The organism is Pseudomonas sp. BF-B-30 (assembly GCF_019956305.1).
GTDB lineage: Bacteria > Pseudomonadota > Gammaproteobacteria > Pseudomonadales > Pseudomonadaceae > Aquipseudomonas > Aquipseudomonas jessenii.
The window spans coordinates 161,179-175,792 of the sequence record NZ_JAHBDG010000002.1; the positions used below are offsets into that span (position 1 = coordinate 161,179).

Below are 14,614 nucleotides of genomic sequence, written 5' to 3' on the forward strand. Positions count from 1 at the left end.
TTCTAGGGAGAAAGATATGGCTAGCACTACAACTACCAGCGGCGGAACCGTTACCTCGTTTTCCAACACACCGCAGGCGAAGGATGACGTCTATACCACCACTGAAAATCTGCTGGGGGTCGTGTATTGGGACGTCATGTCCAATGACCTCGGCGGTAACGCGAAGACACTCTGGTCACTCGACAACGCGGACAGTCTTTCTACTGCCACCAAGGCTTATGCTCCGGCCGACCTCCTGACCCAGGATACGGCGAGGGCTGAGGCGACGAGTTCTGACACCAGTTCGAATGGTGCAAAGATCTGGATCACCTCGGACGGTAAGGTCGGCTACGACGCCGCTACTTTCTCCTCTGCTTTCAAGGCACAACTCCAGGCGCTTGCTGTTGGCGAGCTCCTGACGGACAGCTTTACCTATGCGATGCGCCTCGGCAACGGAACGCTAAGTTGGGCCACCGCGACGGTGCAGTTTTCGGGCGTGAATGATGGTGTGACGATCAGCCTCGGCGAGCAGGCCGGCACGGTAACCGAAGACGCCGACACCACTGCGAGCACGACCGACTCGCTGACGGCCAGCGGCACGATTGTCTTTAACGACGTCGACCTCAATGACACGCACATGGCGACGTTCACGCAGGCGGGGGGCAACGCTACTCATCTTGGTACGTTCATGCTCTCGCCGGTAAGCGAAGCAGCGAACGCGGCCAACGGTTCGGTGCAATGGACGTACAACCTGAACAATGCGGCGGCGCAGTACCTGGCCCAGGGACAGACAGTAACCGAAACTTACCTGGTCACCATCAGCGATGGTCAGGGTTCGTCGGTAACGAAGAATGTGACCATCACTATCACCGGCACCAACGACGCGCCGACGGTGACGGCGGCAGAAATCGAAAGCGGGGCGGTGACCGAAGACGGCACCACGGTGGCCAGCGGCAGCTTTGCCTTCGGCGACGTAGACCTGGCCGATGACGCACATGTGGCCAGCGTGAGCGCGCCGTCCGGTGCGCTGGGTACGCTGGTGGCCAATGTGAGCGACGAGAGCACAGGCGACGCTGCGGGTAGCGTGGGCTGGACCTATACGCTGAACAACAACGCGGCGCAGTACCTGGCCGAGGGCCAGACCAAGACCGAAGTGTTCACGGTGACGCTGACCGATGACTTCGGGGCGACGGTGACCAAGGATGTGACGATCACCCTGACCGGCACCAACGACCAGCCGACGCTGACCATCGACGACACGACCGGGGCGATGAACGAAGGCAACGGCGCGGCCACGCTGAGCGATAGCGGAACGCTGAGCTTCGCCGATCTGGACAGCAACGACGTCGTGACGGTCAGCCAGACCGCCAACAACGACCTCGTCTGGAGCGGCGGCACCCTTGGCGCGGCGCAGGCCGCCGCGCTGATCGCCGGTTTCTCGGTGGATCAGGCCGGCTGGAGCTACAGCAGCAACCAGAACCTGGACTTCCTGAGCGCCGGCGAAACCATCAGCTTCTCCTACACCGTGGTAGCCACTGACGATAGCGGTACGGGCAATGCGGCTTCGGCAGCGCAGACGGTGACGATCACCCTGACCGGCACCAATGACGCGCCAGTGCTCAGTTTCGCGACGGGCCATGATGCGGGCGCGGTGCAGGAAGACACCACGCTCAGCGTCAGTGGCCAGTTCAGTTCGGCCGACATCGATCACGATGCCACCGCCACCTGGAGTATTGCCGGGTCAAATACCGGCACCTATGGCTCGATCGCCGTGGACAACAGCGGCCAGTGGACCTACACGCTGGCCAATGGCACCAATGGTGTCGCCAGTGCGGTGCAGTCGCTGAAGGCGGGAGAGAGTCACAACGAAGTGTTCAGTGTGCAGGTCAGCGATGGCCTCGGTGGCGTCGACACCCAGCTGGTGACCGTCACCGTCACCGGCAGCAACGACGCGCCAGTGCTCAGCTTCGCGACCGGCCATGATGCGGGCGCGGTGCAGGAAGACAGCACGCTCAGCGTCAGCGGCCAGTTCAGCTCGGTCGACATCGACCACGATGCCACCGCCACCTGGAGTATTGCCGGGTCAAATACCGGCACCTATGGCTCGATCGCCGTGGACAACAGCGGCCAGTGGACCTACACCCTGGCCAACGGCACCAATGGTGTCGCCAGTGCGGTGCAGTCGCTGAAGGCGGGCGAGAGTCACAACGAAGTGTTCAGCGTGCAGGTTAGCGACGGCCTGGGCGGCGTGGACACCCAGCTGGTGACCGTCACCATTACCGGCAGCAACGATGCGCCGGTGCTCAGCTTCGCGACCGGCCATGATGCCGGCGCGGTGCAGGAAGACACCACGCTCAGCGTCAGTGGCCAGTTCAGCTCGACCGACATCGATCACGATGCCACGGCGACCTGGACCATCAATGGCTCGCCAGCCGGCACTTACGGCTCGATCGCCGTGAACAACAGCGGCCAGTGGACGTACACGCTGGCCAATGGCATCAATGGTGTCGCCAGTGCGGTGCAGTTGCTGAAGGCGGGCGAGAGTCATGATGACGTGTTTACGGTGCAGGTCAGCGACGGCCTGGGCGGCGTGGACACCCAGCTGGTGACCGTCACCGTCACCGGCAGCAATGACGCGCCAGTGCTCAGTTTCGCGACAGGCCATGATGCGGGCGCAGTGCAGGAAGACACCACGCTCAGCGTCAGCGGCCAGTTCAGCTCGACCGACATCGATCACGATGCCACGAGCAGCTGGACCATCAATGGCTCGCCAACTGGAACCTATGGCTCGATCGCCGTGGACAGCACCGGTCAGTGGACGTACACCCTGGCCAATGGCACCAATGGTGTCGCCAGTGCGGTGCAGTCACTGAAGGCGGGCGAGAGTCATGATGACGTGTTTACGGTGCAAGTCAGCGATGGCCTCGGTGGCGTCGACACCCAGCTGGTGACCATCACCGTCACCGGCAGCAACGACGCGCCGGTGCTCAGTTTTGCGACCGGCCATGATGCCGGTGCGGTGCAGGAAGACACCACGTTCAGCGTGAATGGCCAGTTCAGTTCGGCCGACATCGATCACGATGCCACCGCCACCTGGAGTATTGCCGGGTCAAATACCGGCACCTACGGCTCGATCGCCGTCGACAACAGCGGCCAGTGGACCTACACCCTGGCCAATGGCACCAATGGTGTCGCCAGTGCGGTGCAGTCACTGAAGGCGGGCGAGAGTCACAACGAAGTGTTCAGCGTGCAGGTCAGCGATGGCCTCGGTGGCGTCGACACCCAGCTGGTGACCGTCACCGTCACCGGCAGCAATGACGCGCCAGTGCTCAGTTTTGCGACCGGCCATGATGCCGGTGCGGTGCAGGAAGACACCACGCTCAGCGTCAGCGGCCAGTTCAGTTCGACCGACATCGACCACGATGCCACGGCGACCTGGAGCATCGATGGCTCGCCAGCCGGCGCCTACGGCTCGATCGCCGTGGACAACAATGGCCAGTGGACCTACACCCTGGCCAATGGCACCAATGGTGTCGCCAGTGCGGTGCAGTCACTGAAGGCGGGCGAGAGTCACAACGAAGTGTTCAGCGTGCAAGTCAGCGATAGCCTCGGCGGCGTCGACACCCAGTTGGTGACCGTCACCGTCACCGGCAGCAACGACGCGCCAGTGCTCAGCTTCGCGACTGGCCATGATTCGGGCGCGGTGCAGGAAGACTCCACCCTCAGCGTCAGCGGCCAGTTCAGCTCGGTCGACATCGACCACGATGCCACCGCCACTTGGAGTATTGCCGGGTCAAACACCGGCACCTTTGGCTCGATCGCCGTGGACAACAGCGGCCAGTGGACCTACACCCTGGCCAACGGCACCAATGGTGTCGCCAGTGCGGTGCAGTCGCTGAAGGCGGGCGAGAGTCACAACGAAGTGTTCAGCGTGCAAGTCAGCGACGGCCTGGGCGGCGTCGACACCCAACTGGTGACCGTCACCGTCACCGGCAACAACGATGCGCCAGTGCTCAGTTTCGCGACCGGCCATGATGCGGGCGCGGTACAGGAAGACAGCATCCTCAGCGTCAGCGGCCAGTTCAGTTCGGCCGACATCGACCACGATGCCACGGCGACCTGGAGCATCAATGGCTCGCCAGCCGGCACTTACGGCTCGATTGCCGTGGACAACTCCGGCCAGTGGACCTACACCCTGGCCAACGGCACCGATGGTGTCGCCAGTGCGGTGCAGTCACTGAAGGTGGGCGAGAGTCACAACGAAGTGTTCAGCGTGCAGGTCAGCGATGGCCTCGGTGGCGTCGACACCCAGCTGGTGACCGTCACCATTACCGGCAGCAACGACGCGCCGGTGCTCAGTTTTGCGACCGGCCATGATGCCGGCGCGGTGCAGGAAGACACCACACTCAGCGTCAGTGGCCAGTTCAGCTCGGCCGACATCGATCACGATGCCACCGCCACTTGGAGTATTGCCGGGTCAAATGCCGGCACCTACGGCTCGATCGCCGTGGACAACAGCGGCCAGTGGACCTACACGCTGGCCAATGGCGCCAATGGTGTCGCCAGTGCAGTGCAGTCGCTGAAGGCGGGCGAGAGTCACAACGAAGTGTTCAGCGTGCAGGTCAGCGATGGCCTCGGCGGCGTCGACACCCAACTGGTGACTATCACCGTCACCGGCAGCAATGACGCGCCAGTGCTCAGCTTCGCGACCGGCCATGATGCGGGCGCGGTGCAGGAAGACAGCACGCTCAGCGTCAGCGGCCAGTTCAGCTCGGTCGACATCGACCACGATGCCACCGCCACCTGGAGTATTGCCGGGTCAAATACCGGCACCTATGGCTCGATCGCAGTCGACAACAGCGGCCAGTGGACCTACACGCTGGCCAACGGCACCGATGGCGTTGCCAGTGCGGTGCAGTCGCTGAAGGCTGGCGAGAGTCACAACGAAGTGTTCAGCGTGCAGGTCAGCGATGGCCTCGGTGGAGTCGACACCCAGTTGGTGACCATTACCGTCACTGGCAGCAACGACGCGGCCGTGCTGTCCTCGGCCAGCGTTACGCTGAGCGAAACCAATGCACCGCTGACCACCGGCGGCAGCCTGACCATTAGCGATATCGACAGCGCCGCGACCTTCGTCCCGCAGACCGACATCGCCGGCAGCTACGGCAAGTTCTCCATCGGCACCGGCGGTGCCTGGACCTACGTCGCCAACTCCGCCCACAACGAGTTCGCCGCCGGCACCACCTACACCGACACCTTTTCGGTGAGCAGTGCCGATGGCACCCTCACTTCGGTCACCGTGAATATCCTCGGCACCAATGATGCGGCCGTGCTGTCCGCCGACATCGCCAACTTGACCGAGACCAATGCCGCCGTAGACATCTCCACCAGCGGCACCCTGACCATCAGCGACGTCGACAGCGCCGCGACCTTCGTCCCGCAGACCGACATCGCCGGCAGCTACGGCAAGTTCTCCATCGGCGCCGGCGGTGCCTGGACCTACGTCGCCAGTTCCGCCCACAACGAGTTCGCCGTCGGCACCACCTATACCGACACCTTCGCGGTGAGCAGTGCCGATGGCACCCTCACTTCGGTCACCGTGAATATCCTCGGCACCAATGATGCGGCCGTGCTGTCCGCCGACATCGCCAACCTCACCGAGACCAATGCCGCCGCCGACATCTCCACCAGCGGCACCCTGACCATCAGCGACGTCGACAGCGCCGCGACCTTCGTCCCGCAGACCGACATCGCCGGCAGCTACGGCAAGTTCTCCATCGGCACCGGCGGTGCCTGGACCTACGTCGCCAACTCCGCCCACAACGAGTTCGCCGCCGGCACCACCTACACCGACACCTTCGCGGTGAGCAGTGCGGACGGCACCCTCACTTCGGTCACCGTGCATATCGCCGGCAGCAACGACTCACCGACGATCACTTCCAACGGTGGCGGTGCAACGGCTTCGATCAACGTGGCGGAGAACACCACGGCGGTCACGACAGTGGCGGCGACCGACGTTGATCTTCCGGCGCAAACGCTGAGCTACAGCATCTTCGGCGGAGCGGATGCCGCGAAGTTCTCGATCGCTTCAGGCACAGGCGTACTGAGCTTTGTCTCTGCGCCCAACTTTGAAGCACCGACAGACTCGGGAGCGAACAACGTCTATGACGTGATTGTGCGAGCATCGGACGGCACGCTGTTTGACGACCAGGCGATCGCGGTAACCGTGACAGGCGTCAACGATAACTCCCCGGTGATCACCTCCAACGGCGGTGGTGCGACGGCTTCGATCAATGTGGCGGAGAACACCACAGCGGTCACGACGGTGGCGGCGACCGATGCTGATCAGCCGGCGCAAACGCTGAGCTACAGCATCTTCGGCGGAGCGGATGCCGCGAAGTTCTCGATCGCTTCAGGCACAGGCGTACTGAGCTTTGTCTCTGCGCCCAACTTTGAAGCGCCGACAGACTCGGGAGCGAACAACGTCTATGACGTGATTGTGCGAGCATCGGACGGCACGCTGTTTGACGACCAGGCGATCGCGGTAACCGTGACAGGCGTCAACGATAACTCCCCGGTGATCACCTCCAACGGCGGTGGTGCGACGGCTTCGATCAACGTGGCGGAGAACACCACGGCGGTCTCGACAGTGGCGGCGACCGATGCTGATCTGCCGGCGCAAACGCTGAGCTACTCGATCCTGAATACGGCCGGGACGGACTTCAGCAAGTTCTCGATCAGTTCGAACGGGGTGTTGACGTTCAATTCGGCGCCCGATTACGAGAATCCCCAGGATATCGGTGGCGCCGACGGTGACAACGCCTACGTTGTGGACGTTCAGGTGGCCGACGGCAATGGCGGAACCGACACGCAGACCATTACGGTAAACGTGCAGAACGTCGTTGAGACGCCAGTTGATACCGTAGCGCCGACGGTGACCTCCATAACCGTGCTCACAGCGTCAGGGGCACAGACACAGCTAGGGAACACCGGCAGCGGCACAATAACCATCACGTTCAGTGAAGCTGTGATTAACTTCGATATCAGTGATTTCAGTGTCACCGCAGGCCGCGGAACCCTCAGCAACTTCTCCGGTAGCGGCACTACTTATACAGTGGACTTCACCAGAACCGACAATGGATCTGTAAAAGCCAGCGTTGCAAACACCTACACGGACTTGGCTGGTAATACGGGTGTTGCGTACACCTCTAACTCAAATCTCCCGGCAGGTGTGGCTGGCGAACCCATCAATCTAGCCCTCAACGTTCCGTCGGCCGATATCAGCGGCCCAATAACGGTGGCCATCAGCGGTGTTCCCTCGGGATGGACGTTCAATGCAGGAACCAACAACGGCGACGGCACCTGGACCGTGCAGACCAGCGATCCCGGCGCATTGACTGTGACAACTCCAAGCGACTTCGCCGGTGCGTTGGTGCTCGATGTCAACATGCACTGGAGCAACAGCGACGGCAGCACCGCAAGCGCCTATGTATTCAACAACGTCGAAGTCTATGCCCCGGGCGCACCGATCTTCGCTTTGTCCGCTGACGACAACCTGACCGGTTCGTCCGGTGCCGACACCTTCGTCTTCGCCCAGCCGATCGGCAACAATCAGATCTACAGTTTCGATGCCACGGCAGACAAGATCGACATGATCGGCTTCACGGGCGTCACCGGCTTTGCTGACCTGAGTATCACTAACGACGCCAATGGCAATGCATTGGTCAGCATAAGCTCGGGCCAGACGGTCACCCTGAAAGGTGTCGATGCCGTGGACTTGAGCGAAGCGAACTTCCAGTTCGATGTCGATCCGCTCACCAACAACGCCGGCACCCTCACCATTGCCGATGGCGCGATCATGCCGTTCGGTGGCAGCATCCATAACAGCGGCACCATCGAGCTCGGCTCCACCGGCAACGAGACCAGCCTTGAGATTCTGTTCCGTGGCGCGACCTTGACCGGTGGCGGCCAGGTGCTGCTATCCGACAATGCGCAAAACGTGATTTTCGGCGGCAGCGCCGACACGGTGCTCACCAATGCCGACAACACCATCTCGGGTGCCGGTCAGTTGGGAGCGGGGCAGATGATGGTGGTCAACTCAGGCCTGATTCATGCCAGCGGCGTCAATGCGCTGGTGATCGATACCGGTAACAGCGCCGTCACCAACACGGGGGTGCTGCAAGCCAGCGGCAGCGGCGGATTGGTGATTGAAAGTGCGCTGGTCAACAGCGGCAGCCTGTGGGCGAACGATGGCAATATCACCATCCACGGAGATGCCCAAGGCGGGGGAAGCGCGACTATCAGCGGTTCGGCGATGCTGGAATTCGGTGCTGCCTCCGATCAGCATGTGACGTTTGACAGCGGCGCGGCAGGCACGCTAAAGCTTGATGTGTCGACGGCGTTCAGTGGCAGCGTCAGCGGTTTTGCCGAGGGTGACACGCTGAACTTTGGCGATATTGCGTTCGGCGCCAATACGCAGATCACTTATGCAGCGAATGACACAGGCACCGGCGGCCTGCTGATCGTGAACGACGGCGCGCATGCGGCGCAGGTCGCGCTGAATGGCCAATACGCGGCGGCGGGTTTGCAGGCGAACGCCGAGGGCAGCGGCAGTGAGCTGGCCTACGATGCAGCGGCGGCAAACCACAGGATGCTCGGCGGCCTGGCCAACGACACTCTGGTCGGCGGTGCGGGTGACGATCTGTTCCTCGGCGGGCTGGGCAACGACACGCTCAACGGCGGCTTCGGCAACGATACCTTCGCGTTTGCTGCCGCAGGCTTCGGCAACGACTCGATCCAGGACTTCGACGTCAATCCGGCCGGAGGGCAGGACCTGCTCAATATCGCGGGGCTGGGGATCAGCAGCGAGACGTTCGCTGCCAACGTGAGCATTGCGGCTGACGGGGCGGACACGCTGATCGGGATCGGAATGGACTCTATTCGCCTTGTCGGTGTCAGCAGTGCAGGTATCGATCAGGCGGACTTTATCCTGGCGGTATGATGCATTTGCTACTGGCCGAACGTTGCTACGCGGTTGCAGGCCCCATCGCGGATAAATCCGCGATGGGGCCTGTGCGAGGTATTCTCAAGAACCTCGATTTTGGTTGACTGACTTCCTCAGCGCGTGAAGCGGGCATCCCATCGAAGTCAGCAAACCGGTTTCGATGCCCATCTCACTCTGGGCAGCTCGTAAACTGGCACGACTACTTCGTTACCACTGTTGCAGCCAGCCACTGCGACATCAACCGTGTCAGCGTTTCGGGTTGCTCCAGCGGGACCATATGTCCCGATCCTTCAATCATCTCCAGCCGTGCTCCCGGGATCTGCACACACAACTCCTGTGCCTCTTCTGCCTGCCTCAGCCCGTCCTGTACAGCTGCAATGATGAGAGTCGGGCACTGGATTTGGTCCGTTGGCACATCCGCTCTATCCAGCAAGGACTGAGTGGCAAATGCCGCATGCCCCATGCGGGCGCTCATATCTCGAATTCTTCCAATCAGGGCCGTGTCATTAGCTCGTTGCGGATGCACCGACTTCGCGATAGTCGCGAAACTCAAACCACGAAATTGTCCTTGTGCCGAGGCGTCGATGGAGGCTTGCTTGATCCGCCGCTGCTCGGGCGAGTCCGCACGTAACGAGGTGGCGATCAGGACCAAGGCAGCCACGCGATCAGGGAACTGCTGCACGAGTGATCTTGCTACATAGCCACCGAGGGAAAAACCTACGAGGATAAACCTTGGCGGTGCAGACGATGCAATGTGCTGCGCGATCTGCGCGATAGTCTGTCCCTCAAGCAGGTGGGCAAGGTGAATATCCTGAGTGGATGGCAGGTGTTCAATCACTTCATCCCAAAGCGTTTCGTCGAGCATGAAGCCGGGAATCAGTACCCATGGCAGAGCACTTTCAGAGGACATGTTTGTCTCCCCCAGGGACGTGGGTTGGTCCATCGCAGAGTGGGTCGCGCAACGCCCCGGCAACATGTACGTACAGCGCATCTACAGCGCGTGAGCCTGTCGAGTCTCGGCTTCGGGTCAACACGACTTCCGCCACCGGCAGTTCCGGCAGACCGTGCCGAGTATCCAGCACCTTGAGATGTGCCGGGAGGCTGCAACGAGTTACCACGGCCACCGCCAGGCCACTTTCCATCACCGTCAATTGGCCGCTGACATTGGGGCTGTTGTAGACCACTCGGTACTCACGCCCCAACCCCGAGATAGCGGCCAGTATTGCCGTACGTAAACGTTCGCTGAGCCCGTGCACGGCGATCGGCAGCGGGCTGCGCTTCCAGGCTTCATGTTGCTCGGCGCCGCCCCATACCAACGCTTCCCTGAACAGCAGTTCGCCCCGTGAAGGGCCGTCGCGGGTGACGAGGGCGAGGTCGATCTGGCCGCGATCGACCTTTGCCCAGAGGCTTGCGGAGTCTTCGCAGACCAAGGTGACTTCGACCTCGCCGAAGCGGGTCATGAAGCTGCGCAGGGCCGGCATCAGGTAGGTCAGGGCATAGTCATCCGGCACTCCCAGGGTGACGCGTCCGGAGACCGCGCCTCCGTGCATCGCATCAACCATCGTCGAATGGGCTTCGAGCAGCTTGCGGGCGTGGCCGAGCAGGTCATACCCGGCAGGGGTCAACGTCAGTTGCCTCGGTTCGCGTTTGAACAGCGGTCGACCGAGGCTGTCCTCCAGCTTCTTCAACTGCATGCTCACCGCAGACTGGGACCGGGCAACCTGACGCGCCGCCGCGGTCATGGAACCGGTATCCACGACTGCCAGGAACGTGCGCAACCAGTCGATCTGCAAATCCTTGGAATGAATCATCGTATTCAGACATTCGATAATCGAATGCGTTGTATAACAGATATTCGCTTTTCTGGGTGATCCAGTGCACTCACACTTGTCGCCACAACGACAGCAATAGCGATGCAGTGAGCAGCCGCCAATGACACACCCAAACACCAGAAGCGAGATCCTGCGAGGGGCGAGGGACGCACTCCCGGTCATGTTCGCGGTCGCCCCTTATGCCATGGTCCTCGGTACGCAAGCCTCCCAGGTCGGCCTGTCACTGGTTGAAGTGGGTGCCATGACCGGCCTCAACTTCGCCGGCGGTTCGGAGTTCGCCGCGATCAAGCTGTGGGCTTCGGTGCCACCGATGTTGACGATCGTGCTCATCACCCTGCTGATCAACAGCCGTCATATCGTCATGGGCGCGGCGCTGGCGCCTTATCTCCAGCACTTGCCCAAACGCAAGGTGATCCCGGCCTTGTTCTTCATGGCGGACGAGGGCTGGGCGATCAGCTTTGCCGACACCTTGCGGCGGTCTTCGGCACAGCAGCAAACGGCCTTCAGCTGGCCTTACTACTGGGGCGCTTGCTTGCCTTTCTACCCCGTCTGGGTCGGTTTTGCCTTGATCGGCGCAGCGATCGGACCGGTACTGGGCAACATCGAAGCCTACGGCTTTGCCATGGCCTTCCCGGCGGTCTTCATCGTGCTGCTCAGGGGGATGTGGAAAGGCCCGCGGCTGGCCTGTTCCTGGTTGATCAGCCTGCTGGTCGCGATCCTGGTCTACCTTACGGTGCCCGGCGCTTGGTTCGTGTTCGCCGGCGTCATCGCCGGGATGCTGTTCACTTACCTGCGGGCGATGGAGTCATGATCAGCATGGCAGCTTTGCTGACGATTGTGGGCATGGCGTCAGCCACCTATGCGACACGCCTGACGGGTTATCTGCTGCTGCGCAAACGCAAGCTCGGGCCGCGTGCCCGCGCGGTAATGGAGGCAGCACCGGGGTGCGTGCTGATCTCGGTGATCGCTCCACACTTCGTCTCGCCTCATCCTGAAGAGTTGATCGCATTGGGCATCACACTGGTTGCAGCGTGGCGCTTGCCGATGCTGTTCACCGTCGCGATTGCTGTGGGGTCGCTGGCGGGGCTCCGGTTGCTCCTGTAAGTGATGAGTATTTTGCCTCATCAGGCAACGAAACCTTCGGTAGTATGCCCTCAATTTTCTACGAGCCTGGAACCATGGACCCGAACACTATGCTGGCTTTTACCTTGGTCGCCGCGATTGCCATCGCCAGCCCGGGGCCTGCGACATTGATGGCGATCAACAACAGCCTCGCCCATGGCCAACGCAGCGCGATGTGGTCCTCGCTGGGCAATGCCAGTGGCCTGTTCTGCCTGTCGGCGGCTGCGATGCTGGGGCTGGGGGCGCTGCTTGCCAGCTCCGAAGGGTTGTTCAACATGGTAAAGATCGTCGGCGCCGGGTATCTGTTCTACCTGGGGGTGAGGCAGCTGCTCAACAAGACGCCGCTGCTGGCTGATGGCATTCAGGAGGGGCAGAGCCTGCGGCCCACACGCCTAAAGCTGTACAGGTCGGCTTTTTTTACCGCGCTCTCCAACCCCAAGGCGACTCTGTTTTTTACGGCGCTGTTCCCGCAGTTCATCGATCAAGGCGCAGCTTTGTTCCCGCAATTTCTGATCCTGACCGCGATCTTCATGGCGCTCTCAGTGGCGTCGTTGAGCCTGTATGCCGCGCTGGCCTCGCGCGCCAAGGGCGTGCTGGTACGACCCGAACTGTCCCGCTGGGTTAGCCGGGTGGTGGGGGTAACGTTCATCGGATTTGGTGCTGCGATTCTCGCTATACGCAGGCAGTCGGCCTAAGACATGAGTGTTGATGAATGACCGCTTCAGCCGATTGCTGCCTGTCTTGAAGGGCTGCAACCGACCCAAAGCTGACGGTGGCGACAGGCAGAAATCGGCTGAATCTGTTAAAAACTCGACCATGGTTTTCGCAGCAGAAAACAACCCGACCTATTCGCCGCGATGGCTTTCCATGTCGGCAATGACCTGTGCAGATACGTCGAACACGAGGCGGTGGTTGTCGAACAGATCGTCCTGATCCGATACGAGATCGACGGCGACATGCCCGCAGTTGAACATCAGCAATAGTTGACCGCCGTCCGGCAGCGGGACGATACGAATAGCTTCGGCTTCACCTGTGGTCGAGATGATGGCTTTGGCGATAAGCAGACGGGTGTGTGAATCAATCGAAAGAGTAGGCATGGTAGCTACTCCGCTTTAGCGAGTATTTCTCAAGCGCCCCCGCAAGTAGGATTAAATCGGCGCACCTTTGAGTGTAGCCCACGCGCACAGACTGCATAGAGGGATCAGGATCGGCGACCGGCAGAGAACGACCCATAACGGTCATTTGTCCGCCGACAATGGAAACTCTGGCTCCGAGCTACAGCTTGAAATGCCGGTCTTCTGGAGATTTGACAGCCAGGTAAGTTGTCAGTTTTTTAGCAAGAGGGCCTCAATGAGGCCCTCATCGCCAACGCCTGGTTGTACTCAGTTCGCCTTTATCGGCACCGTCACGGTTTTGCCGAAGGCTGATTTGATGGTCGCCGTCGGGCTAGGCGACGGGCCACTGCCGGCGGTTGTCACCGCTATATTCCAGCGCGCACCTGTCGGTGTTAGCGTCAGGACGGCGGCGCCAAGGTTCACCGTACCGGTTGTGGTGGTGGCCGTCGCCGTGATGGTATTGCCCGTGCCACGGGAGGTGGTGCCGGACAGGACCCAATACCAGCGGCTGTTGCTGCGGGCGGTGACGGTGGCGCTGGTGACGATCAGGCTCTCGTTGACCGCTGCCGAGACCGCCACGGACACCGTCGCCGGTGCCGATTCCGCACCCTTGGCATCGGCGGCCTTATAGGTAAAGGTCGCGGTGAACGGCGCGGGGACCGTGGCCGGTGGTGTGTAGGTCACACGCAGGCCATCGGTGCTGACCACGCCCTTGCCGGAGTCCGGTTGCTCCAGACCCACCACTTTAAGTGGCACGTTACCGTCAGGGTCGCTGTCGTTGGCCAGCACGTTGATGATCACCGGTTGGCCGGTGTTACTGATGGCGCTGTCGGCGTTGGCAATCGGTTTTTGGTTATCGCCGTCCTCTTCACGTCTATCGCCAGTGCGGAAAGTCGGCAGCGCCGCGGAATTGACGTAGGTGACGCCGTCCCAGCCGGGCAGGGGGGTTGGCATCAACTGGAACTGGCCGGGGTGCTCGACATCCCAGCGCAGCAGCATGGAGGTGTCCTCGTGCTGAGTGTTGTGGCAATGCTCCAGGTAGGTCCCGGCGAACTCGCGGAAGCGAATCGCAATGTCCACGTCCTGCGAGCTGTCGATGCCTTCGCCGATGAGATAGACGTCTTTGCGTGCCCATTTTTCCCATTCCGGCGGCGCCTTGCCGTCACGGTTGAGGACGATACCTTCTTCGAAGTGCACGTGTACCGGGTGGCTCCAGCCGTTGCCGCCGTTCCTGATTTTCCACACTTCCAGGGTGCCGTCGCCGGAGAAGCCGGCAGGGGTCGGGCCGGTGGCCAGTTGCGGAGCGGCGCTGATGATTCGAGGATCCATCTGGAAGCCGAAACCGCCGTCGGTCTTGATGGTCCAGGGTTCTTCGTCGGTACCGTCGGAGCGGCCGAAGGTGAACTCGCGATGCCGCGCCGCCTTGAGCGTGGCTTGCACCGTCGGGTCGTCACGGTTGAGGGTCAGCGGGATCATGGATTTACCCACCGGCTGGCCTGGCTTGGCGGGTTCGAAGTCGGCGGGGTTCATGCTCACGTCCTGACCGGCGTAAGGCTGGACCA

8 protein-coding genes are annotated in these 14,614 nt (G+C 61.6%); 4 read left to right on the plus strand and 4 right to left on the minus strand.

The features are described 5' to 3' along the window. Positions 1 to 16: 16 nt before the first annotated feature. On the plus strand, positions 17 to 8,980 hold the full coding sequence (locus KGB29_RS01515; RefSeq protein WP_223616191.1) for a VCBS domain-containing protein: 8,964 nt from the start codon (positions 17 to 19) through the stop codon (positions 8,978 to 8,980). Between the two features lie 202 nt (positions 8,981 to 9,182). On the opposite strand, the gene KGB29_RS01520 is transcribed toward KGB29_RS01515, so the two are convergent. Next, on the minus strand, positions 9,183 to 9,893 hold the full coding sequence (locus KGB29_RS01520; RefSeq protein ID WP_150814555.1) for an alpha/beta fold hydrolase: 711 nt from the start codon (positions 9,891 to 9,893) through the stop codon (positions 9,183 to 9,185). Then, the gene (locus KGB29_RS01525; protein WP_150814556.1) at positions 9,883 to 10,794 is read right to left on the minus strand and encodes a LysR family transcriptional regulator; all 912 of its coding nucleotides are present in this window, start codon (positions 10,792 to 10,794) and stop codon (positions 9,883 to 9,885) included. Before KGB29_RS01525 ends, KGB29_RS01520 begins: the two co-directional genes overlap by 11 nt. Before the next feature lie 121 nt (positions 10,795 to 10,915). Here KGB29_RS01525 and KGB29_RS01530 point away from each other — a divergent pair, with 121 nt between their 5' ends. The 3 genes from KGB29_RS01530 to KGB29_RS01540 all read left to right on the plus strand — a co-directional run bounded on the left by KGB29_RS01530 (position 10,916) and on the right by KGB29_RS01540 (position 12,632). Further along, positions 10,916 to 11,626, plus strand: coding sequence for an AzlC family ABC transporter permease (locus KGB29_RS01530; RefSeq protein ID WP_150814557.1), 711 nt, complete (start codon positions 10,916 to 10,918; stop codon positions 11,624 to 11,626). Continuing rightward, positions 11,623 to 11,919, plus strand: coding sequence for an AzlD family protein (locus KGB29_RS01535; RefSeq protein WP_150814558.1), 297 nt, complete (start codon positions 11,623 to 11,625; stop codon positions 11,917 to 11,919). Before KGB29_RS01530 ends, KGB29_RS01535 begins: the two co-directional genes overlap by 4 nt. Positions 11,920 to 11,993: 74 nt before the next feature. Further along, positions 11,994 to 12,632, plus strand: coding sequence for a LysE family translocator (locus tag KGB29_RS01540; RefSeq protein ID WP_150814585.1), 639 nt, complete (start codon positions 11,994 to 11,996; stop codon positions 12,630 to 12,632). Between the two features lie 150 nt (positions 12,633 to 12,782). Here KGB29_RS01540 and KGB29_RS01545 read toward each other — a convergent pair whose 3' ends face one another. Together KGB29_RS01545 and KGB29_RS01550 are read right to left on the minus strand one after the other, a co-directional pair. Further along, on the minus strand, positions 12,783 to 13,034 hold the full coding sequence (locus KGB29_RS01545; protein ID WP_090456258.1) for a hypothetical protein: 252 nt from the start codon (positions 13,032 to 13,034) through the stop codon (positions 12,783 to 12,785). A 285-nt stretch (positions 13,035 to 13,319) separates the two neighbouring features. Continuing rightward, positions 13,320 to 14,614 (minus strand): Ig-like domain-containing protein (locus tag KGB29_RS01550; RefSeq protein ID WP_223616192.1); only part of this gene is annotated, 1,295 nt, incomplete at its 5' end.